This is a genomic window from Aquimarina atlantica (assembly GCF_000626715.1).
Classification (GTDB): domain Bacteria; phylum Bacteroidota; class Bacteroidia; order Flavobacteriales; family Flavobacteriaceae; genus Aquimarina; species Aquimarina atlantica.
Genome location: NZ_AQRA01000001.1, coordinates 554,680 through 581,573 on the forward strand (window position 1 = coordinate 554,680; position 26,894 = coordinate 581,573).

Here is a 26,894-nt window from a genome sequence, read left to right on the forward strand (position 1 = left end):
AACGCAAGTACATTATAGTACAAATGTATTTATTGAAGCAAAACGGCGAATACCGCGTATTTGATATAATATCAGATATAATTACGCGCCAGCATATTATATCGACAGATATATGTCACAGCCGTTTGGCGACACGCCCGTTACAAGTGATCGTAGCTACTGGGGTCATTAAAATTATTTTAAGACGTTTAGGTAGCTTATAAATCGGGTATTTGATAAAATATACGTGAAAAAAGTTTTTACGCGATTCTCGTGAAGGTTCCCGCATAAGCATTTTTAGCATTTATGATTTGCATCTCTGCAAACGTTATCCAGCCGCATCATCTCGCAGCTTTACAAAATTGATTCACAGGATCAATTTCGTAAACTCGTCTATGCACATGCTTATCTGCAGAACGCAGATTTAACATCCTAAGGGCTTGCATATCTTTTTGTCTTGCCCCTTCGATAAACTCAGGGTAAATGACAAAAGAACAAAAAAACTTGTGCTGAGCTTGCCGAAGTATCAAGGCTGCACAAAACTTTGGGAACAATCACGGCTCAATCGCTATATTTTAGACGGCATAAAATTGAAAGTCTAGTAGACTTTTGATTTTGTGAGCGAGCTGGCGTGTTGGCGATTTATAACGTTTTGTTTAATCAATAGTACTACTATCATTATCCGGCCGCATCATCTCGCAGCTATAATAATTCCTCCACTGGAGCAATCATTATATCTCGTGTTTTAACCAAAGTTTTCTGAGGCCGGTTTGCCATTGCTACATCTTGGTAAAAATGCAAAATATCAATATTTATATTGACTTTTAATAAGTTAAAAGAAAATCAAGTAAGTTTTTTTGAAACTTGTTTCTATGCTCTGAATTGGTAAAAAACACATAACCCACTTTTTTATCTAAATTAAACATATACAATGCTGTATGACTTAAGTTATCCCCACCGTGTGAAAAATTAGTGCCATAATCAGAATCTTCTATGGCAATTCCTAATCCATATTTTTGTTCTTTTGATTTTTTAGTAGCTAGTTTTGCTGATTGAATTTTTAAAAGCTCTTTGTGACTTTTCTTTGATAGTATTTTAGTATTCATAAGCGCTAACAAAAAGCGTGAAAACTCTTTAGATTCTGTTTGTAAGCTTGCAGATGCTTTAAAATCAGGGTCTTTGGTACTACTGCCATATCCTTTATTTAATTCCCCTCTAAAATGGCCGTCAGCACGATGTTTTTCAATATAGTCATTCCAAACAAAACTAGAATTTTTCATTTTGAGAGGCGTAAAAATTGTTATTTTAATTAAATCTTGTAATTCATTTTTTTCAATTCCTTTTAAATGAGCAATAACTTTAGCTAAATATTCATAACCTTCTCCTGAATATTGATATTTAGTACCTGGTTCAAATTGTATAGTCAATTTACCTTTAGGATTATAATTTCCTTGTTCATCAAGATATCTCCAATTAGGGAATCCACTTGTATGTGATAAAACCATTCTAGCAGTAATTAATTTATAACGTTCATCATAAGCAATATCTGGATATTCCATATAATTATATAAAGGTGTGTCTAAATCAAATAAACCATCATCTACCATTTTCATAGCAAAAAAACTAAATACGGTTTTAGACATTGATGCAGCATCAAAAATTGTAGCATTATTTACTTTTTCTTGTGTTTCAATATTTTTCACTCCTAAAGCATTGTGATACACTATTTTATTATCATTAATAAAAGCGATAGAAAGTCCTGGTATTTGAAGCGAGTCCATTTGGTTTTTGATAAAAGTATCCATTGTAGATTTAGAGATAAGATTACCATTAAAAGACTTAATAAATGTTTCTGAATTTGTAGTCGGTTTAATTTTACAAGAAACTAATGCTATACTAAATAGGACTATTATAAATAAAGTTTTTTTCATTTTTCAAATTTATTTGTAGGTTTTGTTTACCCGAGAGTAATCTCCATTTTTATCTAAAAACACTAGACTGCTTCCAGGTTTTTTTGGAAATATCACTAAAAGTGAAATATTAGTTGCTAGAAACGTATTTTCTTCTACAGGAATAAGTTGGTGTCTTTCATTGTCAATTTGAATAAATAATTTTTTGTATTCGTTAGTAATTACAACAAAGTGATTTTTCCAATCATATTGACCAGCATAACTGCTAAAATCTTTATCAGCAGTATCATAAATTTCATAGGCTGATGGCTTAAAATAATCCCAATTATACTCTTCGGCTACAGCTCTTTGAATATAATTAAACAAATCTTCTGTATTCACACTATTAGCCATGATTACTACTGCTTGTTCTTTTTTGACTGAACCAAAAATAACGGACGTAAAACCATAATTTTGCCCTGTATGTTTAAATACAATATCATCTGAATCCTGTTTCCAATTCAATAAGGTAAAGCCTAATTTATCAAGGTTTCCATCTCTATTAAATACTCTATTGGTCATTTCTTTTGATATTAAGGTGTTTGTACCCTTACTGTGGTCTGTTAATAATTTATGTGTAAATCTTGCCAAATCATCTGGAGTAGTCCAAATTCCACCAGCTGCCTTAAACGTAATGATATTATATGGTTGTGGCTGTAAATTTGCTGAATATCCTGTAGCTTTTGTTGCCAAAAGACGTTCAGGAATTGGTTGTATAAAAGAAGTCGTTTTCATTCCTGATGGTTTTAAAACCAATTCGTCAATTACATCTTCAAACTTTTTATTTGTTGCATCTTCTAATAATTTTTCTAAAACTAAATATCCGGGATTTGAATAAATGTATTTTGAACCTGGTACCGCTACTAATTTAGCAGCAGGGTGTTTTGATGGCTGTTCTCCCTTTAAAGTTTGTTCTATAGTTGGTAACGTTTCATAAGGCATATAATTTGGACCGTAATATCTATTAAAGCCAGAAGTGTGCCCTATAAGTCTGCGAACTGTAACTTTTTCTTTCTGTGTGAATTCGTTTACAGGTACTTTCCAGCCTTTTAATTTTTTATTTACATCTTCATCTAAATTAAGAATCCCTTGTTCTACCAACTTTAAAGCAGCCATTGCAGTAACTGGTTTTCCTAATGAAGCACCTGTAAAAACAGTGTTTTTATCTACTTTTATTGAGTCTTTAAGATTTGCATAACCATAACTTTTTGACCAAGATATTTCTCCTTTATCTACGAAAACAATGCGTAATCCAGGGACTTTGTATTGTTCCATCAAATCTTCAACACGTTGTGGTTGCATCTGATTTTTTATATAATAAAACGGTTTTAAATTATTGACAACGTTTTCACGATGTGCAATGGCTGGGTCTAAAATGGCACTTTTTGAGTCGTTCTCTATTGTTTCTTTACACGAAAGAAAATTAAAAACGAAGAATAGAATTAAAAATGTCTGTTTCAATGTGATTGATTTTAATTGATGAATAAATCGAATGCAAAGAATCAATAAATTTATTTTTTAAGATAATTTATAATTCATATTTAGTCTCTTTGCTTACAAAAAGACTACTTAATACTATTCTTCTTGAAAGCTGAAGGTGAAAGACCCGTTTCTTTTTTAAAAATCTTAAAAAAGGTACTTCTTGATTTAAACCCACAGGACTCACCTATTCCCTCCATTGTATATTTATTGTATTCATCGGACATCAATCTGGATTTTGCTTCTTTAATGCGATACGAATTAATTAAATCGTAAAATGTAATTTGCATTTCAGTATTCAAAAATGTAGAAAGTTTTCTTTCTGATAAATCTATTTCTTCTGATAATATTCTTAAAGTTAATTCAGGATTTAGATATAGTTTTTTCTCCTTAAGAATGCCTTTAATTTTTGATTTTAAAACTCCTGAGACATTATTAGGATTTGGTACATATTCAGTTTTTTTATCTTGTTTTTCAATTAAAAAATAAGGCAAAAAAATAGTGGATTGTTTTAGCCCATTATAACCCAAAATAACCATCGCTATGATGAGAAATGTGAGTGTGATAAAATCGTCCCAAAAAACATTATAATTGAAGAAAATTTCTGATAATGTAATTATTAAATCTATAAAAATTACAGCAGTCATACTCAATAAGAAAAGTTCTAACCAAGAGAAATCTTTTTCTTTTATGGTAGAATAATGATGCTTCATTGTTTTTTAACGCGATAAAACAATTTTAAAGACAGTACACAGTAAAAGATAAAGAACAGGTCTTTTACTAAAGCCAAATTAACATACTTGTAAATTGTATAAAGGTGTGTAAAAGTGTCTGGTTCCGTAAATATATTAACAAACCTAGGGATTGTGTAGATAATAAAATAGACTAAAAATGGAATGAAGTGAGCTAAATTCTTTTTAACAAAATCTGTGTGCTTAAAAAAAAGAGATTTAAAATATAGGTAAATTAGAGGTGCTAGTATAAATCTAGAGCCATCTTCAAAAATAAATGTGATTCTATTTAACCCTCTAATATTATGTAATGCAGAATATGAGTGAAGTATATTTACTAAGACAAATACCCAAAATAATATTAATATTTTTTGAGATAATTTTTTTTGCTTAAGACGTATTAAGCCAATTAAAACAAAAAGGTTTAATATAATACCTACAATTAAAAAAAAATCTACTATTAAATCCATAAAATTAACGAAGATAGTAATATAAATTAGTATTGATTATTTAATAGTAAACATTCCATACACATTCCCACTTCGCTCTTATCGTCGCTTCGGGCAAAGAGTATTCCATTATATTTTTAAGAAACATTTAGGAAGAAAAAAAATAAAGAAGATTAGTACTTATAAAAGCTTTTTACCAAAGCATAGTTAAATAACGCAGAACATTATAGTATAAATGTATTCATTGAAGTAAAACGGTTTTTTGTATTCTAGTAAAGAATAATTTTAGAGCACCTACTAATCATTTCCAGATATACTAAGGTGTACAATTCATAAAATTTGGTGTATTGAAAGTAGTAAGTGGTGAATTAGAAGCAAAATTATCACACAATATCACGTTGTTTACATTCCAACTTCCAATATCTTGATTAAATAGTGTATCTCTAAACATAGAACCCATATTAGTCGCATTATTCACGTTCCAACTACTAATATCTTGATTAAATGAGGAATTTCTGAACATAGAGAACATATTTACCACATTGCTTACATCCCAAGTATCAATATTTTGATTAAACGGAGTTCCTCTAAACATAGAACGCATATCGGTTACATTTTTTACATCCCAACTGCTGATGTCTTGGTTGAATGAAGAATTTCCAAACATAGAATCCATATTAGTTACATTACTGGTGTCCCAGGTATTAAAATTTCCATTAAGAAGGGTATTGACAGCAAAAAACATACTAGACATATCTGTTACTTGAGAAAGATCTGGAGCATCAACAGCATTTATAATCAGAGTGTTTACTCCTACAAAAGCAGCCTCCATTGTTTGCCACCCTATAATACCCCACTGCTCTACCGTACGTAACTGGCCTTGAGAAGTACTGTTATCAGAAAGAACTATTGCTGGAAAGGTACCACTGATGCTCACGGTATAGATACCTGTATTAGAGTAAATATGGGTAGCATCAGCTGTTCTGCCGGTTTGAGTTGTGCCATCACCCCAATCTATAGTGTAATCATAGGTAAACTCTGTTGACCGTGTAGGTATGATTACCATTTCATTACTACTAGTGGTTTGCCAAGTAGTTACAAAAGAAGTGTCGTCTACATCGGTTAGATTTATAGTTACTATAGCCTCGGCTGTAGTTTTACCATCGGTAACCACTACAGTAATGGTATGGCTTTGAGAGGTTTCATAATCTAAAACTTTCAAATCATCAAGGCTTAGTATTCCCTCATCACTAATTTCAAAAAGATTATCATCATTAGCGCTAATACTAAACACTAGTGTGTCGCCATCTGGGTCACTGGCTTCAATCGAACCTATTGGTATATTATCAGCTATATTTTCAACTACAGTAAAGCTTTGGTTATTTATAACAGGAATATTGTTTTGAGCTATCTTTGGATCATCATCGTTACTACAATTTAAGAATGCAGTAAGCACAAAAAACAGTACAAGAAATTTTGCTAGATTTTTCATGTTTATAACAAGTTTTTTTATTTTTTTAAATAATTTCCACTATCAACCTTCTAGAAAAAGCTAACTTTTATCTTTACAGGATCATCACCTTTTTAGTTAAGAATTTCCCCTATATACTTTTCTACCATTTAATCAAATAGCTCGATTAAAAAACCTTTAAGGTTAGATGATGTTAAATGTTATGAAATGACTAATCTATAATTTTAAACGTTAGGGTGTAATGATAAATCAATAGAACCCTATTTTGAATTTATGGACTGAGGTTTTCAATTGACCTGACGATACATTCACTCTTGTGTTTTATAAAAATTAAAATGCCATAACTGGCATTTTAATTTTTATACACGATTTCCAACCACTCTGATCAAGCCTTTATTTGATTTTGACTAATTTGTTATTTTCAAAAGTGCTTCTTTAGCAACTTTACTTATATCACCATCAGAATCTATAGAAATGGCCTTTTTGAGTGCTTCTTTTGCTTTAATAGGATCTTGTAATGAGATGTACGATTCCCCTAGATGTTTATAGGCATTTGCAGAATTTGGAAATAGTTGTAAAACCATAGAAAATACTTGAGTGGAAGCCTGAATCTGTGGTACACGACCACTTTGTAATAAAATGTTTCCTAGTTTAATTAGCTCTGTCTCAAAATCACAAAACGCATAAAGTGGGTCCTGGATCATTTTAGGAAGTTCTTCTCCCAATTTTTGTGTTTGCCCAGATAAATATAAGCTTACGACATAATCCATTGGCTTAGGCTTAAAATCCTGTACATTAAAAGTTAACGCTGCTTCTAATACAGGGTCTTGATTACTTGCATACTCATCAAAACTCATAGTAACCGGAATACTGGGACCTATCCAATCTGCATTTTCTAAAGCCGGTTTATCTTGCCACCATAAATATGATAAAGAGATATTAATAGCACTGTTTGGTAGTGTTACTGGGCGGTTATCTCCCCAAAAATTAACATTTTCTGCTGTGGGCTCTCCGACAAAAATAACATTGGTATAATTGTCTATTTCATTAACCAGGTTTTGGCAAGCAGAAAAGGTTCGTTTTCCGATAATAACAAATAACTTTCCTATTTTATTTATTTTTTCGGCTTTAATAAGGCCTTTTATAACATCTTTATTCAAATAGTTATTTCCTCCACCATTTAAACGCAGATCAATAATTAACTTTTCGGTATCGTTAGTTTCTATTTCATTAAAAACACGAGCATAAAAATCCTTTGTACTTTCTTCGGCTTCATCTGCTATTCTACTATGTCTAACATACATCGTCTTTTCTTTGGCTAAGTATTCTGAGAAGTAAACCTTATCTAGCTGTTGTAAATATAAAGGTGTTGTTGATTGATCTCTTGCATCTAACCAATTTTCATCTTGATGTACATACCCACGGTGTGTAGGCACACGTTCTCCTTTAGCCAATACAGTAAAGGATTGGGTAAATATATTGCCATTTTTTTCTAATGTAAGTGCTACCTTATTTTGAAGGGTTTTTGTAATTTTTTGAGCATGTAAAACTTCAGGATATCGTATATTATTAATACCGTAGGCTTTAAAATATTGTGAATTTTCTACTTCTACTGTCGGTTCAATTGCTTTTAAAACCTCTGAAATTGGCTTCCCTTCTACCGCTATGACTTTTGCACCAACGGCTTCTGGGTAGTTCTTGTGTGCTCCCTGAATATAAATTCCATCATTAAATTCATATAAATTGAAAGGCAATTGTGAAAATTCAAAAGGCTTTTGATGAAAACTAATATAGGTATGCCCATATTTGAATAAAGACACAAGTCGAGAAATCCCAACAATAATTTCGTGTTCTTGTAAATTCGGAATGTCATTGTATAGTGTTTCTACTTCGGTATCAAAAATCTCCTTAGTTGTTTTAACAAAAAGATGTGAATAATCGTTATGTATAGTATTTTGAATAAAACGAAGATCTTCTTGCCATTGTACTTTGGTTAAAGCCTCTTGAGACCATAGTTGCGTAAATAGAAACAGATTGAGTATAATTAGTATTTTTTTCATGATGTTATTTTTTTAACCTGAATTTGTTTCAGGAGTTTTGATTATACATTTGATGAATTAAAAGTGATTATTTTATTTACTGTTTACTCTTTCTAAGAGTAAAGTAGCAAAAGATTGCACGCCGTGTTTTATGGTGGTTTCGTCTACAGCAAAATTTGGTGTATGGGGCATAGAACTTATACCTTTTTCAATATTAGATCCTCCTATAAAAAAGAATACTCCAGGCACTTTTTGTTGATAGTAAAGGAAATCTTCGCCAAAATAAGGAGCTTGACCGTACAGTGGTCTAAACATTTCTTTATTATAAAAATCAGAAATTGTTTGTGATGCAATCTTTGTAAGTTTAGCATCATTTACAGGAGTTCCTGAATAATCTTTTGAATATTCGATGGAGATAAAAGCATCTTTAAATTTAGAGTTAAGGATTTTCTTTTTTATTTCAAGAGGTATACTATTCACTTTTTTTACATCAGTTTCAAGAAAACTAACATTGTATACATTAGTTTCTTCACCTTTATCAAACCTTACCCCCTGTAAAATGAAGTAATCTTTAAAAATTGTTTCTTTGCTAGTCAATCCTATTTTAGAATCTGAAATCTTATTTATAATGTCCCAGATTGAGCCATTCTGTTCTATATTACGAGCAAAACTTTTGAATATAGTATTTATAAAGTTTTCTAACTCTTTTGCATCGGCGCCAGGCTTGAATTTTATATTAAGTGATTTTTGATAAGCAAATAACTCATTAGCCTTAACATTAATCTCTCCTGATGGACCAGGGCCAATGTGCAATCCATAGATTTCATCTGGTTTAATAATGTCGAAAAGGCCATCTTTTATCATATCCTTTGCCCCTGTAAAGGTTTCTTCTGCAGGTTGAAAAATGAAGTAAACGGTACCTTCTAAATTTTCCTTTTGTTGCGATAGAACATTAGCAATACCCAAACCAATTGTGGTATGCACATCATGACCACAAATATGTCTTACTCCTTTATTTTTGGATTTAAAATCTACAACATCTGCTTCATCTGTTTTTATAGCATCCATATCTGCTCTCCAAGCTATTTTTCTTCCTTTTTTACCGCCTTTTAGGATTCCAACAACTCCATATCCTCCAACATTAGTTTTAACTTCTAATCCTAAATTTTTTAAGTATTCTGCTACAATTTGAGAAGTTCTTTTTTCCTGCTTCGATATTTCTGGGTTTATATGTAAATCCCTTCTAATTTTAACTAAGCTGCTATAGATGGCATCAGCTTGTTTTTCAATTTGTTGATAACTACCAATATTTGTACCTGATTGTGCAGAAAGTATTGCGGTAGTTACTAAAAGAAGTATGACTATAAGTTGTGTTTTCATGATATATTTTGTTTGTTATATATCACAAAGATTGTCTTATTGTGTCGTTAGAAATAGTGTTTTTTGTTGAAGTGTCGTATTTGATATTTGAAACGTCACAGCAGCATTATTTGTTCATCCAGTCTTTAAAATCACTGGTCTTTTGTCTACTTACAATAAACTCCTGATCTCTTGGATTAGAAACAGATAACTTTACTCTATGATTAAAATATGGTTCTATTTTCTGAATTGAAATTTTGGAAATAATCTGACCTCTATTAATTCTGTAAAATTTAGTATCATCTAAGGAATCAAATAATTGGTCCATCGTTTCATCTATGATATAGCGCTTATTATGGGTGATACCAAAGGTGATACTATCCTGCGAATATATATACAATAGCTCTGAAACCCTTATTTGCACAAAGCCACTCCCCTCTTTTACCAATATCCCTGAGCGTTTTTGTGGGGTTTGAATACTACCCAGGAGTTCTTTTAAGATATTCGGTTCTATAGAGTTAGATAGGTTTTTGGATTTTGAAAATTTGTGTAACGCAGCGTCTAAGTCTTTTTGTTGAATGGGTTTTAATAAATAGTCAATACTATTTACTTTGAATGCCTGAATGGCATATTGATCAAAGGCCGTAGTGAAAATAATAGGCGCAGTAACTTCTACTTTTTGAAATATCTCAAAACTCAATCCATCTGCTAATTGAATATCCATAAATACTAGTTCAGGAATAGTATTCTTTTGAAACCACACTACAGCATCTTCAACCGTATCAATAATATCTAATAATTGAAAATCAAGAGTACTTTTGGTTAATAAGTTTTGTAACTGACTTGCAGCCCGGGGTTCATCTTCAATGATTAGTATTTTCATGAGTTGTATTTTGATTTGATGCTTTTAATAATGGAAGAGCAACTGTAAAATGCTCTCCATCATTATCGATAATAGGTGCTCTATTTGATATAAGTTGATATCGTTTTTCAATATTCTTTAATCCAATTTTTGTGGATGGTGTTTGGGTAGACTTCGATTGTATTTTATTACTTACTACTAAATAATCCTCTTTGGTTTCTATAGTAATAATCAAAGGTTTCGCCCGAGAAACGATATTATGTTTTATGGCATTTTCTAGTAAAAGCTGCAAACTCATGGGGACAATCATAGCCATTTGCTTACTTTGTAGAATACGCCAATTCACCTTTAGGTTATCTCCAAATCTTTCTGATTGAATATGAATATAAGCTTTTGCAAATTTTAATTCTTTTTGTAATGAAATTAAATTAGTATTTCCTGATTCTAGTATAAATCGATATACATCAGACAGATTATCAACAAATCCCTTCGCATCTTCTTTAGCATCTTGATCAATAATATCACGTAAAGTATTTAAACTATTAAATAAAAAGTGAGGTTGTGCTTGATTTCTTAAGGTATCTAACTGTGCTTGTATCATTATTTGTTTGGTCTGCTCTTCATCTCTAATTGATTTTTTAAGCCTAACATAATAATAAATTGCCTCATATATCGCCATTGTCATAATAATGATTAAAAAAACGGGTAAAAGAACCTTTAATATTACCATATGGGTAGAATAGAATCCCAAAAAAGTAAACAATTGTGCAAGCAAAAAACCCATTGTAAAATCAACAAACAATATCACACAAATAATTGCAAAAAGAAGGAAGACAATACGTTTTAAATCATCTTTAAAATCAGGATATCTTTTCCGTAAATGAATCAAAATAAACCTTATGATACACCAATCACAGATTGTGGGAATTAATGAAGCAAACCAACCTATGAGTACTAATTCTATTGATGCTCTTTCTGATGGGTTATTAAATAAATAGTTTGTTATAAGACTTATAATAAGGATACCTATTACAGAAAACCATATATCATTAAATCCTAGATATTGTATGCGTTTTTTTTTATTAAATAGTGCCATGAATTATAAGCATATTAGCGGTATACCTTGTTTAACTTGATAGAATATAACTCCAAAAGCGATTACAGTAATAACCTGATTCATACCTCTGGTTTTCCATTATTAGAGGTATTATACGAATAACGGAATTATTTGTATCCTGTACAAACCAAAAAAAACGGGTTTTTATTTATAATTCAAATATCTTAGGATTGGCAAAAAAATGAAATCATAATATTTTGAAATGTCGTAATATGTCTCTGAATTGTTATACCTTTTTACATAGTGTTGAAACTATCCAGAACTTTTTTTCTTAGTCGTACACTTATTGGTATTTCAAACTCTCTAATAATTATTTGATTCTCTATAATTTTATCTACTTTATATTTAGACACTACGTATGATTTATGTGTTTGTATAAAATTATCTTCTGGCAATTGTTCTTTAAAACTTTTTAGAGGCATATTTGTAATTATAGCCTCTTCTACTGTTATTACTTTAATGTAATTTTGCATAGCTTCTACAAATAGAATATCATTTATGTGTATCTTTTTAAGCTGTTTTTCACTTCTTAAAAACAAAACTTCATTTTCTGTGTTGTTAGGATAATACTTATAAACTTTATTAACTGCCTGTAAAAAACGTTCGAATGAAATGGGCTTTACTAAATAATCTAAGACGTTATATGAAAAGCTTTCCAGAGCATAGTCTTCATATGCTGTAGTCATAATAACTGAAGGAGAGTTTTTTAAACCTTTTAACCAATCAATACCTGAAACTATTGGCATATTAATATCTAAAAAAATTAAATCAATTTGATTTTTTTCTAAATAATGATTTGCTTGCAATACATTCTTACATAACGCAACTACATTTAAAGACGAAACCTCATTACAATAATCTTCGATGCCTTTTCTAGCAATGGGTTCATCATCAATAATTAAACAGTTGAATTGTTTCATTTTTAAACGTTATAAATTAATAGAAAGGTCAACAATATGTTTAGCCTTGTCTTTTTTTATGTTGAGTTGATGTTGGTCTGGATATAATAATGATAATCGTTTTTGCACATTGGTTAACCCTATTCCTCCTACTCTAGCAGTATGTACCAAAGATTCATCATAACTATTTACAACATTTAAGGAAAGTTTTCTTTCAATTTCTTCAATTTTTATTGTAATTGTATTGAAAGTACTGTCTATATGATTACTACCGTGTTTAAAAGCATTTTCAATAAAAGGGATTAATAATAAAGGTGCAATCTTTAATTGAGAGTTTTCTGATTTGATTTCATAATCTAAGCGAATATCTGGACCTCTACGTGTCTCTTCAATTTTAATATATTTTAATACATAGTCCAATTCTTTTTCCAACAAAATATGAGTGTTACTTTCATACAATTGATAGCGTAATAAACCAGAAAACTGTAGCAAAGTCTCTTTTGCTAAAACATCATCTTTACCAATTAAATGATAAACACTATTAATACCATTAAATAAAAAATGAGGGTTTAACTGTGCTTTTAGATATTTCAATTCTGTTTTATAGGTTTCTTCTATCAATTTTTGCTTTGTTTTTTCCGATTTTCTGTATTCAAATTTTACGATATAGTAAAAACCAGCAGCTGTATATAAGATATGTACAATAAAATTTGCTGAAAAACTTCCTAACAACGGCTCGTTATCTACATTATAGGCACGATATAACATAAAATCACAATATGTTTCGATTACCGTTATTATTATAATTACAAGAATAGTGACTAGATAAAAGTTTACTTTTTTGTTACGCTTATATATTCTTATGAACAAAAAAGCTTGTGAATAAAACAAAACTGCATTAAAGAAAAGCCCATAAGCATATGCGTACGCTAAACTACCAGAGATGTAAGTAAAACCATTCCAATTAAATTCTGATCCAAGGGCAACAAACCAATAATTTAGTAACCAGAACATTAGATGTCCGACATACAGCGCTATTCTAGATGTATTCATTACACATTTTTCAACAAAGAAAGACAAAATTAATTTGTTTAGTTGCGTACTTCAACGTTAATCAATAAATATAGAACGTTAATCAAATATTTATTTTATGGCGCTATATTTTCTGTTGTTTTGTTTCAAATATTGAACATGAGAAAATATATTTTCGCCATCCTGTGCATATATGGTATTACACTTAAGGCACAAGAAAAAGTATCTAATAAAAAAAAGAATAAGCTTGAATTTTCTACGGCTTATAATTTTGGAGTATTAAAAAATTTAGAGCTTGCACCTGTAGCACGTTACGATTATAATGGTATAGTTTACAAATTGAGCTACGAGCGTAGCAGTAAAAACCAAAATATATTTGAAGTAGGTGTAGATTTCTTAGGAAAAACAGCATTAAAAACCGACAGATTATCAAATTTAAATACAGAACTCTTAAAAGGAAGTGTAAATTTCTCGTATTTAAAACAATTGTATACAAAGAATTCCTTGTCAATACATATAGGTTTACAATCACAATCAAATATTTCCCGTTTTTTTAACCGTAGCGACTATGTAGATGTACATCAAGAATTAGGCATCACTAGTCGTTTTGGATATCGGCTAAATGAAAAACAATATCTATCATCACAAATTACTATTCCGTTTGTGTTGGGTAGGGTTTCTAGTGTTAATGCAGGCGTGTATTCCTTCAATCGTTATCAAAGTATTTCATGGAATTTAAAGTATGGGTATATCCTATCGGATAACTTTGATATAAAAGCAAGCTATGACTTTAGTTATAATAGGCTTCAAATACCTATTGCTTACAGAGAATTACAACATCAACTAAACCTTGGTATTATTTATAAATTTTAAAGCTTATGAAACCTATAATTTACACTTTCTCATTCTTAATTGTTTTATTAATGAACTCTTGCGCTGATAGCTTAATAGGAGATGAAGGACAAATCGAAGAAGATATCTTTTTAAATTACCAGACCAAAACAGAATTAGAACTGCCATTTGAAAACGAATGGTATGTAGTTTGGGGAGGAAAATCAATCCAACAGAATCAACATTTTAATAATCGGTTTGAGAGGTATGCTTTAGACATTCTTCAAATAGTGAATGGAGCTTCTTTTACAGGAGATGGTACTCAAAACAAAGATTATTATTGTTTTGGTAAACGCTTAAATGCACCTGGTGACGGAAAGGTAATAGCTATAGAAAATAATATTGAAGATAATACCCCTGGAGTTCTTAATAAAGCTGGGGGTAATTATATCATAATTGATCACTTAAACGGTGAAGTTTCTGTAATGGCACACTTAAAAAAAGGATCAATTATAGTTGCTGTTGGTGATACTGTGGTTAAAGGACAAGAAGTCGGAAAAGCAGGAAATAGTGGAAATTCTACTGAACCACATTTGCATTATCACTTAACAACATCTGATAGCCCAGATGGTATTGGGCTTCCTCCTCAATTTATAAATTACTATGAAGATGATGTATTCGTAGAACAAGGTGAACCTGTAAGAGGACAAAAAGTTAGAAAAAATTAAAGTATAATTAGAAATCTCATTCTATACACTTTTTGCCTCTACTCCTCTGTCCTTACCGTAAACTATTATTCAGTTGTGAATGTTTTTTAATGAAGTGGTTTAATCTTTTTTGATTTTAGTGAAAAAGAGCATTTTTATAGCGAATTGAAAAAAGTTTAAATCACTTCAATGATAAAAACCCACAGGTTAAGTGTAAACATGCTTTTTTTACTGATAACAGTACTTTTTAATAGTTATCATTTTTTACAGGCTGTTTATCATTCTTTTTTTCTAATAGTGTACCATTATAAGAGTTTTGAAGTATCATTTAAAACAGAACATTATGAAAACTTTACAACACATTATAATTGCAGTATTAATATTGGTACAAAGCATATCATTTTCGCAAGAAAGTAAACTAAATAGTATTAAAGAAAAGTTTAATTCTTTAGTAAAAGAGCAAAATAAAGGGGTAGCTATACTCATTAAAAAAAACAATCAGATAAAAACCCTAAGCCTGGGTAATTTTAGCTTAAACGAGAATAATGTTTTTAATATCGGTAGTGCAACCAAAACATTTACAGCAATTCTTATATTACAAGAAGTCGAAAAAGGAAACTTAAAACTAACAGATACTATTGGAAAATACGTAATGCCAATACAAAATGTAGACGCCTCTTTAACAATTAGTCAATTATTAACACACGAAAGCGGTTTAGATGAAATCATTGGCAAAAATATTGAAAAAATATTTTATGCAAAGAAAGATTCATTGTACAATGATAACCTTTTAGATCAGGTAGAAAAGAACAATCCCAAAATGATTGGAAAATTCGATTACTGTAACACAAACTATTTTTTATTAGGAAGAATACTTGAAAAGGTAACAGATCAAAGCTATTTTGATTTGGTTAGAGAGCGAATTATCGAGCCTTTAAAAATGAAAAACACATATCCTTATGTTCATAAAAACTTACCAAATTTGGCAACGCCTTACCACCAAAATAAAGATGTAACTAAATATTTAGACTACAGATACTTTGCAAATATTGCTTATGCTGCAGGTAGTATTGCCTCTACTTTATCTGATATGGAAATTTTTTACAGATCACTTTTTGAAACCGAAATACTCCTTAAAAAAGAAACTGTTAAACAAATGATAGAATCTGGAAATGAAGTATATGGATTAGGTATATTTAAGTCTAATTATAAAAATATTAAGTATTTTAATCATGGAGGAAATAATATAGGTTACTCTTTTGCAAATGCATACAACCCTAAAACTAAAAATCTATTTTTATTATTTACAAACTCTCGTAGAATACCAATAGGAAAGTCTATAAAAAATGACTTGTTTGCATACCTAAATGATGAAAAAATTGAAGACTTTAAATCTATAAACATTGCTGATTTTAAGGAGATAACAGGTAAATATTTATTAAAAGAAGCGAACTTAACCTTAGAAATTAAACAAGAAAAAGGCAAATTATATTTAATTGTTGAAGCTCAAGGAGTAAAAAGTGAATTGACTCAAAAAAATAAAACCACACTTTATGACATGGCTGTCGGAGCCACTTTAACCAAAATTAAAGGCAATACTAATAGTCTAACATTTAGTCAAAATGGATTTACAACAACTATAAGTAAAATTACTACTCCATAGTCTTAAATATGATGTTTTAATACACTATAATCAACTCATATCAAGTGTTTTATATTATTAGATTGTTGACAACATCATTAATGCGTTGTCAACAATCTAATAATAACCAGTGTGCTCTGCATTCTATATATTTTTATTGTATCTAGAATTCTCGTACAAAACTCACACTATTTATAAGCCCTTTTTCTACTTTATAAATAGAGATATATTTGGTTTCTTTACCCTCATTAGTAACTATTTCATGATTGATAACATAGGGACCGTTATTCATTTGATTTACAATTTGTACCGATACTGATTTGTTTTCGAAATCTTTTTTAAAAATAGAAGCCAGTCTATCTGATCCAGTACCCATTAATTTATCTGGGTAAGTATAGACTTCAACTTTGGTATTATAGAGTTTTATAAACTCATCATAATTATGTTCATTAAAATAGTTCATTCTTTTATTAACCACTTCTAATGGCGTTAGGTTAGAATAGTTTTGCGCACTATCTTCATTGATTTCTGATTTGTTCTTACAGGCTATTAGTAAAAAAACTAAAACCACTAAAAATGTTACTTTTTTCATATGAATTTATTTAATCTTTAGGAAAATTTACACTGCTTTTTATTTCTATTATTTGTGCTATATGGCGGTTGGTATGCGCAGCCATATATAAGAAGATTTGATAAGTATCTACAGATCCAAAATTCACGTAATGATTTCTTAAATCATCATTAGTGGTTCTTAAGTAGTTAATATGCTCATCTAATTTTTGTTTGTACGCTTTAATGGTTGCATCATGATCTCCATAAATGTTGTTGGGTTCATTGTCCTCGTCTGTTTTGGTTTTGTTGGTCCTGTCTTGTACATGTGCGATTAATTCTTTATCCGAAAACTTTACATCTTTACGTCTTTCAGGGTTAGCAGGTAACTCTAGTGATTCTTCTAATATTTCAAAGACCTTATCTACAAAAATGGTAATGTGTTCTGTACATTCTGCAATAGACCAGGATGTATCATCCTCTTTAAAATGAAGTTGTGCATCACTTAAACCATCTATCGTACTTAATAGCGTCTCTTTTGAAGTATTTAATTGGGTAATAGCAAAATTTCGCTCTTTTTCAGACAATGTACTTGTATCATTTGAGCATTGAATGAATACTAATGCAATTAAGAGATATAATTTTTTTTTCATAATTCTTTTATCTAATTTTTATTACTCGTTTAGTTAAGCCTTTTTGTATTAAATAGTCTTCGAGTTCTTTAGACTCTCCAACTTGTGCATGATGTAATAACGAAAGACCGTGTGCTCCTTTTGCAAAAAGTAATTCTGGATACGTTTCTATAGTTGCTTTCACCAAATTGGTTTGCCCCAACATAGCAAGGGTAAAAAGATTTGGTCTTGCTCCCTTCGAAATAAAATAGGTTACAATCTCTTTGTTCCCTAAATGAGCAGCACCTTCTATAGCTTGTTCATAGTCCCCATTTCCCCAATCATATGAAGTGTAGATTAGATTTGGATGCTCATTAAGCATCTCTTTAACCAATTCTAATTTTGAATGACCCGCAATTATAAAATCTTTTATGAGTTTTATATCTAACTGATCGGGCTTGCCGCTTGCGGAATCAAATTGTTCGTTTTTTGAAGTTGAAATAAAATAGGTTGGCAACGCGATACCTGCACTTAAACCTATAAGCGAGCCATAAATAAATTTTTTTCTGTTCATAACTGAATACTGTTTGATGTCACAATATTCAGTAAAATCGAATTAAAATACTTTAAAAAACATGCAGGCTTTAACGAAAATATACATTAATGTTTCTTGTATACTGAAGGCGTTACTCCTGTTTTTTTCTTAAATGCTAAATTAAATGAGGTTACATTACCAAAACCAGATTCATAGGCGATAGTAGCAATTTTCTCATTCTTGTATGAAGAATCCTTTAAAAGAGTTTCGGCTTTTTCTATGCGATACTGGTTGACAAAATCATAAAAATTTTGCTCGGTATTTTCATTTATGGCTTGTGAAATTTCTCGTGATTTAACATTCAGTTTTTCTGCAATCATATTGAGGTTAACCTTGTCATCTAGATACACCTTTTCACTTTCAAAAAGCGCTTTAATTTGTCGATATAATGTTTTTGAATCTTTTTTATCTAATTGAGAACTACTATATTTTTGCATTTGCAAACGATGCTGGTGTAAAAAAAGGTAGCTAAATGCATAAATTAATAAAGAATAAAAGATAGGACCTCTAATATAGTAGTAGGTAAAATCTAATAGATTTCCAATGTAATGAACCCAAATAAGTGTTGTTCCGATTAAAATTTTTCGATACCAACTAAATAGATTTTTACTAACTTTTAATTTATTTTTATACAGATAGTTCCAAGATACGATTAGGTAAAAAAACAAATGAAATACTACGATACCATAGTTCCAAAATGATTCAAAATTTCCATCTCTAGGCACAAACGGAATTAATACTAGAAATAGAATAAATGGTAGGAAGTGTAAATACGTTTTTGGTGTAATTGTTTTATTCTTTTCAAAAAGTGAAATTCCGTACAACCATAAAGCAGGAGAGGCTATTAAAATCCCCGAAATACCAATATTATTTTGCCAATTTTCTAATGGCACATAATAATTCAGTACCGATTTACCAATTCTAATAGTCAACCCAAATATAAAAAGACCAAGAAAAAAGTGCTTTTCTCTATTTCCGTTTTTAAGACTGAAAACATAAAAACTTAAGAATAAGCCTTGTGCTAAACCAAGGGAGGCAAGAATTAAAATGAGGCCAGTTGTCAGCATTGTATAATGTATACTTTATATAATTACCTTATTGAATTGATAAAAATCAATATTTCTTTGCTAAAATCCTTTTAAGAACATGTTTGTTTTAGTAAAAATAACTTTTATCTGTTACCTAATAGTAATAAAAGATTTAGTATTTCTAATATTAGCACATTATTTGATATTATCGGTAATTCATTTCGCAACTATACTAATTCCCCCGCTGTAATCATCATCATAACTCCTATTTTAACCTAACTTTCAGTAACAAACCATTTGATAGCTTGTAACCTCATTCCGTTTTATACATTACTCTTTGGGTCTAAGATTCTCAATAACCTGAGCATCTACCCAATGTCTTTTACCCACATAATAAGTTTTTCCATCTTCCTTTTCTATCCATTCTCCTCTAGTAAAAAATAAGTATTTCCCATCTTGAGTCACCATGGGTGAGCTTTCTTGCATTTCACTATTAATCGCTTGTCCCATATTCATTGAAGGTGACCAAGAGTTCTCTTTATCTTTTTGTTTAAAACTGATATAGAGATCTGCTTGCCCATATCCTCCTTCTCGTCTAACATCCCAAATTAAATAAGATTCATCTGGCGCAATAAAGGGATGAGCTATGTATTCCCCTGTATTAATATCAGCATTCATTCTTACTGGATTTTCATACTTGTCGTTTACAAATGGACAATAATAAAGAGAGCCGTTTATGTTCATGTCTTCTTTTTTATAAACAGCATAATAATAAGTTCCATTGGATGAAATAGACCAACCATGTGCTTGGTCTTTTAAAAATTCGCCTATACTTTTGGGCTCTGACCAACCAGTGTCTGTCCGTTTTCTATACTCTTTACCAACGTACATCGTATTGCCATCCTCAGAGAATCTTGGCCATTTTATATCGGTCTCAGATTCCTGACCCCAACTATTATTTTCATACCGAATAACAAAAAATGCACGGTTTTTATACTTTCCATTTTTCCTAGTGAAATAGAATTCCTTCATATCTTGTGAAAACTTACCACCTTCAAAACTCCCTTCTGGAGAAAGAATATCAGGAGCAAAAAGTTCAGGAATTACGCCTGGTGGCTTTTGTCCAAAATAGCGATTTTCCAAGGCTGGAAAATCAAAGTCTTTTGCTTTCTGATTTTTAGTATTGCAAGCATTTAAGAATATTGCCAATACAAGTATTAATAGTATAAAGTTGTAATTTTTCATTGTTTAGATTTTTACCATGCTTGTTATTACTTAATAAAAGCAGGTAAGATTCGCTCTGCGATTATTTGTAAGTAAGGAATATTGTTATCATGACCAGTAGTTACAACCATTAGGTTAAGTTCCTCTATCAGAGTGATAATCTGACCATAACCTCCCTGAGCAGATACACCGAAATAATTTTTATTACCAACTTTCAAATCTGCACTCCACCAGAAATATCCGTATCCTTGATTAGAGACATCTTTGCCACCGTAGTGAACTTCATCATCGCCAGTATAGAGGAGCCTGCTGGTTGCTTTAGTGATAAAGGCTTCTGGAATCAACTGTTCACCATTCCATTTACCTTTATTGATGACCAGAGTGCCCCATTTGACCATATTACGTGATGTCATGCTCGAGCGACTTCCCGAACTTGGCAGACCGCTAACATCAGTCTCCCAGCCATAATTCGTGATACCCATTTTATCAAGAAGTTCATTTTTGATAAAATCTTTAGCAGTGCCTGGCACTACGGCGTCAATGACTTGCATCACCAATATTGGATCAAATTGATATTTAAACCTCTGAGAATCTGAAGTAATAGGTATACTATGCTCGAGGTAAACTTGAACTTGCTTTTGACCTTTTAACAGAGCAGGGGTTTTCTCGAATTCCTCTCTATTTTCTTTACTGATGCGAATACCAGAACGCATAGTCAACGCCTTGTGTAACGTGATTTTTTCTACACCATCAACAAATTTTGTTGGATCCAGGTTTTTTAGAAAGTCAACCAACGGTTTGTCTAAATCAGCCATAGACAGATACCCCAACTGGATAGCACGCCCGAGCGCCAAACTGGTGTAGGCTTTAGTCGCAGATGCTTGTGGGTGGGGTAGATCGATACGTCCTCTCCTATAATAGGATTCAAATAAGAGCTTACCTTTATGAGCAATAAGAAAGCTATCGAAATTACCATATTTATTGTCTGCGATCTCTTGCGTCAGGGCAAGAATCATTGCTTTATTGCCACCATCGACGCCTAATTTCCCCACAAGGATGCCGTCTTTTCTATCGGTTGGCGCTACATCGATAAAGGCTTTTTCAAGATAAGGAATATCTCTAAATGAGAGCTCGGCTTCGGTAGCTGTAGCCTCTGGCGCTTGACTGTCAATTTGTTGAGCAAAGCTACTATGTGTTAGTACAAGAAAAATTAGAAGTAGTAATCCTGTTTTGTTTTTCATAATTTTTTATTATTTATAAATGTTTGATAGCAGTTACCACTATTAAGCTTAATGAAAATTCCTCTTATTCACTTTTTTGTAATTCCATAAGCTTCTGTCTGGTACGGTTATTTTGAGGATTTAATTCAAGTGATTTAGTATAATTTAAAATTGCCATATCAATTTCTCCAATTTTTGCGCAGGCTTCGGCATAACTATCGTATACTTTATAACTATCTGGATAGAGTATCATATTCACTTTGAAAACATCTTGTGATAATTTCATTCTATCCTCATGGAAAAAATCATAGCCTAGATCATTTAGATAATCTTCAGTAACAGTAAGATAAGTTGAGTCATGTTCTTTTAAGGCCATATATGCACTAAGTGCTTTGTCAAAATCACCTTCAAGAAGGAATTCTATAGGTTCTTTTTTATCGGTATCCATCTTAACAAAAGTTGCAGCTATTGTTCTATCGTTTCTATTCAGGTAAATTAAATTGAGCGTTTCGTTTTCAGAATCTGGCGTAAATTGCATAAGTCGACTAGAATTTCTTCTAACAAAACTACTATCTGAGACTTTGACTAGTTCTTCTGCTTCTAAGTCAAGTATATTTTTATAGAACAGTTGATTGTCCTTTTGAAAAACTTCTACAATCCTACCATCGGACATATATCTACCATTAATTTTGTTGACTAAAGACTGTTCTATTTCTATTTTTTTATGTATTGGAACAAACTTATCCCAATCATAAGCCATGGCTACAGAACGCATCACTTCTGCATTAAACTCCGGAAAAGTAGAATTAGTGAATACTACCACACCATACCCTTTATCTCTATGAGCCATAATCTCTGCATAAAAACCTGTATTCCATCCGTGATGTCTTAAATAGATTTCATCATTTCTATTAAAAAGTTGAAACCCTAAGCCTAATGTAAATGACCAGCCAGAATTATTACTCACCCCATATGGTGTGCCCATTAATTGTGTCAAATCTTTTGATAATCCTTTAGTACGTTGACCTTTTAGGGTTTGTTGTACGTTGGCTATAAATTTTGCATAGTCCTCGGCAGTTGTCCATAATCCAGTTGAAGCCAATGCAGGATCAATCTTTCTTCCTCCTTTTACCTTAGAACCATCTTTTAAATAACCTGTTGCTACCTTAGTTAATTGCTCCGTAGTAAGTGATAAGTTAAACGTACTGTTGTTCATTTCTAAGGGCTGCAACACAAGTTCATGCATAATCTCTGGGAATGTTTTCCCCTCTACATCTAGCATCATTTGCTGAATAGGCACATAGCTTGCATATGCAAAACGAACACTTTCACTAGGCTCTTTATTTACTGTAATTGGCTCATTTTTAGCTGGATAAATCCCGTTTAAAATCTCTAAAAGTGTTGGGATTTTCTCATGTATACTATATGATCCTGTTCCACGAGGATGTATTCCAGCAGAGTGATTCAAAAGGTTTTTTATGGTGACTTTCTTGTCTTTGGTAAATTCATTTTCTGGTACTTTCCAGGATTTTAAATAACTGTTAACATCTTCATCTAAGTCAAATTTATTTTCTTCTACAACACGTAATGCACCATAGGCTGTTACTGGCATACTAGTTGCCGCTGCCTGGAAAAGTGTTTGTGTCGTTACCGGGATTTGACTTTCTTTATCCACGACACCGTACCCTTTTGCCCAAGCAATTTCACCATTATGTATGACTGCAATACTCACGCCTGGAATGCCATAGTGTTTCATTCGTTCTTCTATAGACCATGTAGAATCACCAACTATGTGTACCCGAGTTGTGAGACCATTTTCTACCTTTTTTATTAAATCTACTGTAGTATCAGTATTTGATTCTTCTGTACATGATTGAAAAAGAATGATAAGGAGGAAGATTCTGATAATTTTTTTCATTACTAATACTTTTTTAAGAAATTCTTCTTTTAATTTCATTTATGTTCAGTCGTTAAGGAGTTTGATGCTTCTATAAATATTTTTCGGATCTGAGGTGCTCACCCAGTAAGTCTTTGATGAGTACATCCAGATTTTATTTCTCGAGTCTTTTTAGCCACCTTTCAGCAAGTGAAAAATTCGGATCAATTGTCAGTGCTTTTTTGATCATGACCTTAGCACTTTCTAGCTGACCTTGAGCTTTGCGTACAAGCCCCATTCCGAGATAAGATTCCTTCCCTTCAGGATACATTTCTAAGGAATATTGAAAGATTTCTTCTGCGGCAATTAAATTCTTACTTCGTATCGTGTGAAAACCAAGGTTAAATAGGACCGATATAGGTGTCTTGATTTCATACCCGTATCGTTTTGATAACCTATCGAAATGTTGTGTCACTTTATCCAACGATTCCAGGTTTTCACCGGGATTGAAGGGATTGAAGTCAGGGTATAACGCAAGAAGAAACAGTGTAAAATCCATCGCTGGTACATGACCCTGGTTCACCAATTCATCCACTTTATAGGTAAAACTCTCTGGTTTATGAATCGCTAAAACACGAGTGAATTCAGAAACGTGATTTGTTAATCCTTCATCATCGCTGTAAATGATATGTAGAAATCTGTTTTCCGAAAGCGTTTTTAACGGACCAGTTTTTATTTTTTGTTGAAGCACTTTTGGTATGTGCATAATTGATGGGCTGCTTGCAAAGTAGCCATTAAACAGAAGAGGGTTGTTGAGCAGCGTGTAAACACAGAAAAATCCACTGTTAGAACCACCATAAAGTGCTCTAAATGGGGCTGTACGGTATGTATCGTCGACGTGCGGTATCAGCTCTGTCTCAAAAAAGTTAATATAATTATCAGGAATTGTTGTGTCTTGATCCCTTGTTGGCAACAAAATACGATTTCCTTCGGGTAAATCTATTCCAATGAGTATCATCTCAGGAATTTGTCCCTCGCCCATGTAGTCTAGTGTAGAAGCTAACATGGCGAATCGAGCTCGGTAATCTGAACCCAACATATACAGTACGGGATAGGTTTTATTAGCACTATCGTAGTTCGCAGGTAAATGGACTGATAGTGGAATAGTTTTGTTTAAGACTTTTGATTGAAGTGAAGATATTTCTCCTAAGGTAACTACTGGTTTATCAGGATCTTTTTCTGCCTTTTCTTGAGCAAAGACAGTATTTAACACTATAATACATATTAATGTTAATAATTTAGTAATTTTCATATTTACTTTATTTTTATTACTTGCGATACTAAATTATCCTATAACTTATGCTTAACAACATAAATATGACAAACGCAAAAGTTAAATGACAAAATCATTTCATCATTGATATATAGCTTTTGTAAGAAATTATAGTAACTGCCAGGTATAGATAGTATCTTTATACACTTTTTAGAAAAACATATATGTTTAATAGGTCCATAAAAAATACCGTACTACTTAATGCAGGAGCTTTTTTGCTGGTTTTTATGCTTGAAACATTGAGTAATTTGTTTTTTAAAGATAATTTTGAGACTAGTTATTTATTTTACGCACATGGACTTAATTATACTTTTATGATTATGGGTTTCATTTGGGTAAATCATTTTATTCTTATTCCTTTTTTCCTAGATAAGAAACGATACTTTATATATGGGATACTACTCATAGGGAGTTTACTTATTTTTTCCTACTTAAGAACAAATAGTTGGTCTGGCACTTCTAAAATATTCTTCTTTCTTCTTTATACAACAGGAGCCGGTATGGCTGTTTTTTTCTTAAGAAGAAACATGATCTTCCAAAAAGAAAATGAGGAGAAAGAAAAATTGCAAAAAGAAATGGAGCTTACCTATTTAAAAGAGCAGGTAAATCCTCATTTTTTGTTTAACTCCTTAAATAGTATTTATTCACTAGCTAGACAGCAATCGCCAGAAACTCCTGATGTGGTTATGCAGCTTTCAGAATTAATGAGGTATCAATTAGAAAGTTCTAAAAAAAACACCGTTTTATTAAAAGAAGAGTTGGAGTTTATAGAAAATTATTTATTACTTGAAGAAAAAAGATTAAGTAAACGTTGTACTATTGAATTTTTAATTAGCGGAAATTTATTAGAGTTAAGGATTGCTCCAATGCTACTCATCCCATTTGTTGAAAATGCAGTGAAACATGGCGCACAAAGTACGAATGAACAGAGTACAATTGATGTTTCTGTGGCTATAAAAAACACCACCCTCTATTTTTGTGTAGTTAATTCAAAGCCTCATATGGTTTCTGCATCCAAAAGAGAAGGAATGGGTCTTGAAAATGTGAGAAGACGTTTAAATCTATTATATCCTAATTCTCATGCATTAGAAATTAATGATATGGAAAAACTATATCGTGTAAATTTATCTATTGATTTAACAGTTTCAATAGTAAAAAAATAGTTAATGATTAAAATTGGTATCATAGATGATGAAATACTTGCACGTAAAGTGTTAGAAGATTATTGTGCTAAAATTGATAATTTTGAATTGGTATTAAGTACCGGGAATCCACTTGAATTTGTCAATTTTACTCAGCAAAATGAAGTTGATCTCATTTTTCTTGATATAGAAATGCCAGAGCTTAATGGTATAGAAATTTTGCGTTCTATGATAAACCCACCTAAAGTTATTTTAACTACGGCTTATTCTGAGTATGCATTAGAAAGTTATAATTATGGTGTTGTAGACTATTTACTAAAACCTGTAAAAATTGAACGTTTTTTGAAAGCAATAAACAAAGTTTCAACTTCAAAAATAATAGAACCTAAAAAAAGTAGTGGAAATGAAGAGCTTCAAATAAAACATGATGGAATACCAGTTAATATTTCATTTAAATCTATTCTGTACATTCAGAGTTTTGGAAATTATTTGAAAATCTTTACAGATTCAAGAATGTACTTGATCTCAGAAACACTTACTAATATTACTACCGTATTATCCGAAAATTTCCAACGTACACATAAATCATACATTGCCAATTTGGATAGAGTTACTAAGGCAACCAGAACATATGTATTAATTGAAAATAATAAAGTCCCAGTCAGTACTACATATAAGGTCATTGTTTTTGAAAAATTGAAGATTTTATCAAAATTATAATATAGTTATTTCCATTTTGCACACATTACACTCCCCTCCTATACTTCGAT

General features: G+C 31.3%; 23 protein-coding genes. 5 read left to right on the top strand and 18 right to left on the bottom strand.

All coding sequences use genetic code 11. The annotated features are described in order from the left end of the window. Positions 1 to 803: 803 nt before the first annotated feature. From ATO12_RS02435 to ATO12_RS02485, 10 genes are all read right to left on the bottom strand, one after another. Entirely contained in the window at positions 804 to 1,910 is a 1,107-nt protein-coding gene (locus tag ATO12_RS02435; RefSeq protein ID WP_034238307.1) for a serine hydrolase domain-containing protein, read from the bottom strand. A 9-nt stretch (positions 1,911 to 1,919) separates the two neighbouring features. Then, a complete protein-coding gene (locus ATO12_RS02440) occupies positions 1,920 to 3,389 on the bottom strand; it encodes a serine hydrolase domain-containing protein (RefSeq protein WP_051575548.1) in 1,470 nt (489 codons plus the stop codon). A 104-nt stretch (positions 3,390 to 3,493) separates the two neighbouring features. Next, positions 3,494 to 4,120, bottom strand: coding sequence for a helix-turn-helix domain-containing protein (locus ATO12_RS02445; RefSeq protein WP_034238309.1), 627 nt, complete (start codon positions 4,118 to 4,120; stop codon positions 3,494 to 3,496). 783 nt (positions 4,121 to 4,903) lie between these two features. Further along, positions 4,904 to 6,079 carry a BspA family leucine-rich repeat surface protein gene (locus ATO12_RS24555; protein ID WP_051575549.1) on the bottom strand — a complete coding sequence of 392 codons (1,176 nt, stop codon included), beginning with the start codon at positions 6,077 to 6,079 and terminating at the stop codon, positions 4,904 to 4,906. 386 nt (positions 6,080 to 6,465) lie between these two features. Further along, a complete protein-coding gene (locus tag ATO12_RS02460) occupies positions 6,466 to 8,118 on the bottom strand; it encodes a S41 family peptidase (protein ID WP_034238312.1) in 1,653 nt (550 codons plus the stop codon). Positions 8,119 to 8,190: 72 nt separating this feature from the next. After that, the gene (locus ATO12_RS02465) at positions 8,191 to 9,477 is read right to left on the bottom strand and encodes a M20 metallopeptidase family protein (RefSeq protein ID WP_034238313.1); all 1,287 of its coding nucleotides are present in this window, start codon (positions 9,475 to 9,477) and stop codon (positions 8,191 to 8,193) included. Positions 9,478 to 9,583: 106 nt separating this feature from the next. After that, on the bottom strand, positions 9,584 to 10,339 hold the full coding sequence (locus ATO12_RS02470; protein WP_034238315.1) for a LytR/AlgR family response regulator transcription factor: 756 nt from the start codon (positions 10,337 to 10,339) through the stop codon (positions 9,584 to 9,586). Next, positions 10,320 to 11,414, bottom strand: a complete 1,095-nt coding sequence (locus ATO12_RS02475; protein ID WP_034238316.1) for a sensor histidine kinase — start codon at positions 11,412 to 11,414, stop codon at positions 10,320 to 10,322. Before ATO12_RS02475 ends, ATO12_RS02470 begins: the two co-directional genes overlap by 20 nt. Positions 11,415 to 11,671: 257 nt before the next feature. Continuing rightward, positions 11,672 to 12,355, bottom strand: coding sequence for a LytR/AlgR family response regulator transcription factor (locus ATO12_RS02480; RefSeq protein WP_034238318.1), 684 nt, complete (start codon positions 12,353 to 12,355; stop codon positions 11,672 to 11,674). A 9-nt stretch (positions 12,356 to 12,364) separates the two neighbouring features. Beyond that, positions 12,365 to 13,387, bottom strand: coding sequence for a sensor histidine kinase (locus ATO12_RS02485; RefSeq protein WP_034238320.1), 1,023 nt, complete (start codon positions 13,385 to 13,387; stop codon positions 12,365 to 12,367). 138 nt (positions 13,388 to 13,525) lie between these two features. On the opposite strand from ATO12_RS02485, the gene ATO12_RS02490 reads away from it, so the two are divergent. From ATO12_RS02490 to ATO12_RS02500, 3 genes are all read left to right on the top strand, one after another. Further along, positions 13,526 to 14,239, top strand: coding sequence for a hypothetical protein (locus ATO12_RS02490; protein WP_034238321.1), 714 nt, complete (start codon positions 13,526 to 13,528; stop codon positions 14,237 to 14,239). 5 nt (positions 14,240 to 14,244) lie between these two features. After that, positions 14,245 to 14,925 carry a M23 family metallopeptidase gene (locus tag ATO12_RS02495; protein ID WP_081801944.1) on the top strand — a complete coding sequence of 227 codons (681 nt, stop codon included), beginning with the start codon at positions 14,245 to 14,247 and terminating at the stop codon, positions 14,923 to 14,925. Positions 14,926 to 15,247: 322 nt separating this feature from the next. Further along, positions 15,248 to 16,567: a serine hydrolase domain-containing protein gene (locus ATO12_RS02500; RefSeq protein ID WP_034238325.1), complete on the top strand. Its 1,320-nt coding sequence runs from the start codon at positions 15,248 to 15,250 to the stop codon at positions 16,565 to 16,567. 142 nt (positions 16,568 to 16,709) lie between these two features. On the opposite strand, the gene ATO12_RS02505 is transcribed toward ATO12_RS02500, so the two are convergent. The 8 genes from ATO12_RS02505 to ATO12_RS02540 all read right to left on the bottom strand — a co-directional run bounded on the left by ATO12_RS02505 (position 16,710) and on the right by ATO12_RS02540 (position 24,961). Further along, positions 16,710 to 17,138 carry a hypothetical protein gene (locus ATO12_RS02505; RefSeq protein WP_034238327.1) on the bottom strand — a complete coding sequence of 143 codons (429 nt, stop codon included), beginning with the start codon at positions 17,136 to 17,138 and terminating at the stop codon, positions 16,710 to 16,712. A gap of 10 nt (positions 17,139 to 17,148) precedes the next feature. Then, a complete protein-coding gene (locus tag ATO12_RS02510) occupies positions 17,149 to 17,748 on the bottom strand; it encodes a DinB family protein (RefSeq protein ID WP_034238329.1) in 600 nt (199 codons plus the stop codon). Between the two features lie 7 nt (positions 17,749 to 17,755). Then, positions 17,756 to 18,280, bottom strand: a complete 525-nt coding sequence (locus ATO12_RS02515) for a hypothetical protein (RefSeq protein ID WP_051575551.1) — start codon at positions 18,278 to 18,280, stop codon at positions 17,756 to 17,758. Positions 18,281 to 18,366: 86 nt separating this feature from the next. Further along, a complete protein-coding gene (locus ATO12_RS02520) occupies positions 18,367 to 19,368 on the bottom strand; it encodes a helix-turn-helix domain-containing protein (RefSeq protein WP_034238331.1) in 1,002 nt (333 codons plus the stop codon). A 291-nt stretch (positions 19,369 to 19,659) separates the two neighbouring features. Then, a complete protein-coding gene (locus ATO12_RS02525; protein ID WP_034238333.1) occupies positions 19,660 to 20,574 on the bottom strand; it encodes a hypothetical protein in 915 nt (304 codons plus the stop codon). Between the two features lie 26 nt (positions 20,575 to 20,600). After that, complete coding sequence (locus ATO12_RS02530; protein ID WP_034238335.1) at positions 20,601 to 21,794, bottom strand: serine hydrolase domain-containing protein; 1,194 nt, start codon at positions 21,792 to 21,794, stop codon at positions 20,601 to 20,603. Between the two features lie 64 nt (positions 21,795 to 21,858). Beyond that, positions 21,859 to 23,691 (bottom strand): serine hydrolase domain-containing protein, encoded by a 1,833-nt coding sequence (locus ATO12_RS02535; RefSeq protein ID WP_165583314.1) that lies wholly within the window; start codon positions 23,689 to 23,691, stop codon positions 21,859 to 21,861. 133 nt (positions 23,692 to 23,824) lie between these two features. After that, positions 23,825 to 24,961, bottom strand: coding sequence for an alpha/beta hydrolase-fold protein (locus ATO12_RS02540; RefSeq protein ID WP_034238338.1), 1,137 nt, complete (start codon positions 24,959 to 24,961; stop codon positions 23,825 to 23,827). Positions 24,962 to 25,146: 185 nt separating this feature from the next. Here ATO12_RS02540 and ATO12_RS02545 point away from each other — a divergent pair, with 185 nt between their 5' ends. Both ATO12_RS02545 and ATO12_RS02550 read left to right on the top strand, forming a co-directional pair. Next, positions 25,147 to 26,145, top strand: a complete 999-nt coding sequence (locus ATO12_RS02545) for a sensor histidine kinase (RefSeq protein ID WP_051575552.1) — start codon at positions 25,147 to 25,149, stop codon at positions 26,143 to 26,145. 3 nt (positions 26,146 to 26,148) lie between these two features. Next, entirely contained in the window at positions 26,149 to 26,844 is a 696-nt protein-coding gene (locus ATO12_RS02550) for a LytR/AlgR family response regulator transcription factor (protein WP_034238340.1), read from the top strand. Positions 26,845 to 26,894 lie beyond the last annotated feature (50 nt).

Bases quoted from the DNA above. Each gene is read 5' to 3' on its own strand.
- ATO12_RS02435 (WP_034238307.1), bottom strand. From the start codon at position 1,910: ATGAAAAAAACTTTATTTATAATAGTCCTATTTAGTATAGCATTAGTT.
- ATO12_RS02445 (WP_034238309.1), bottom strand. From the start codon at position 4,120: ATGAAGCATCATTATTCTACCATAAAAGAAAAAGATTTCTCTTGGTTA.
- ATO12_RS24555 (WP_051575549.1), bottom strand. From the start codon at position 6,079: ATGAAAAATCTAGCAAAATTTCTTGTACTGTTTTTTGTGCTTACTGCA.
- ATO12_RS02460 (WP_034238312.1), bottom strand. From the start codon at position 8,118: ATGAAAAAAATACTAATTATACTCAATCTGTTTCTATTTACGCAACTA.
- ATO12_RS02465 (WP_034238313.1), bottom strand. From the start codon at position 9,477: ATGAAAACACAACTTATAGTCATACTTCTTTTAGTAACTACCGCAATA.
- ATO12_RS02470 (WP_034238315.1), bottom strand. From the start codon at position 10,339: ATGAAAATACTAATCATTGAAGATGAACCCCGGGCTGCAAGTCAGTTA.
- ATO12_RS02475 (WP_034238316.1), bottom strand. From the start codon at position 11,414: ATGGCACTATTTAATAAAAAAAAACGCATACAATATCTAGGATTTAAT.
- ATO12_RS02480 (WP_034238318.1), bottom strand. From the start codon at position 12,355: ATGAAACAATTCAACTGTTTAATTATTGATGATGAACCCATTGCTAGA.
- ATO12_RS02485 (WP_034238320.1), bottom strand. From the start codon at position 13,387: ATGAATACATCTAGAATAGCGCTGTATGTCGGACATCTAATGTTCTGG.
- ATO12_RS02490 (WP_034238321.1), top strand. From the start codon at position 13,526: ATGAGAAAATATATTTTCGCCATCCTGTGCATATATGGTATTACACTT.
- ATO12_RS02495 (WP_081801944.1), top strand. From the start codon at position 14,245: ATGAAACCTATAATTTACACTTTCTCATTCTTAATTGTTTTATTAATG.
- ATO12_RS02500 (WP_034238325.1), top strand. From the start codon at position 15,248: ATGAAAACTTTACAACACATTATAATTGCAGTATTAATATTGGTACAA.
- ATO12_RS02505 (WP_034238327.1), bottom strand. From the start codon at position 17,138: ATGAAAAAAGTAACATTTTTAGTGGTTTTAGTTTTTTTACTAATAGCC.
- ATO12_RS02510 (WP_034238329.1), bottom strand. From the start codon at position 17,748: ATGAAAAAAAAATTATATCTCTTAATTGCATTAGTATTCATTCAATGC.
- ATO12_RS02515 (WP_051575551.1), bottom strand. From the start codon at position 18,280: ATGAACAGAAAAAAATTTATTTATGGCTCGCTTATAGGTTTAAGTGCA.
- ATO12_RS02520 (WP_034238331.1), bottom strand. From the start codon at position 19,368: ATGCTGACAACTGGCCTCATTTTAATTCTTGCCTCCCTTGGTTTAGCA.
- ATO12_RS02525 (WP_034238333.1), bottom strand. From the start codon at position 20,574: ATGAAAAATTACAACTTTATACTATTAATACTTGTATTGGCAATATTC.
- ATO12_RS02530 (WP_034238335.1), bottom strand. From the start codon at position 21,794: ATGAAAAACAAAACAGGATTACTACTTCTAATTTTTCTTGTACTAACA.
- ATO12_RS02535 (WP_165583314.1), bottom strand. From the start codon at position 23,691: ATGAAAAAAATTATCAGAATCTTCCTCCTTATCATTCTTTTTCAATCA.
- ATO12_RS02540 (WP_034238338.1), bottom strand. From the start codon at position 24,961: ATGAAAATTACTAAATTATTAACATTAATATGTATTATAGTGTTAAAT.
- ATO12_RS02545 (WP_051575552.1), top strand. From the start codon at position 25,147: ATGTTTAATAGGTCCATAAAAAATACCGTACTACTTAATGCAGGAGCT.
- ATO12_RS02550 (WP_034238340.1), top strand. From the start codon at position 26,149: ATGATTAAAATTGGTATCATAGATGATGAAATACTTGCACGTAAAGTG.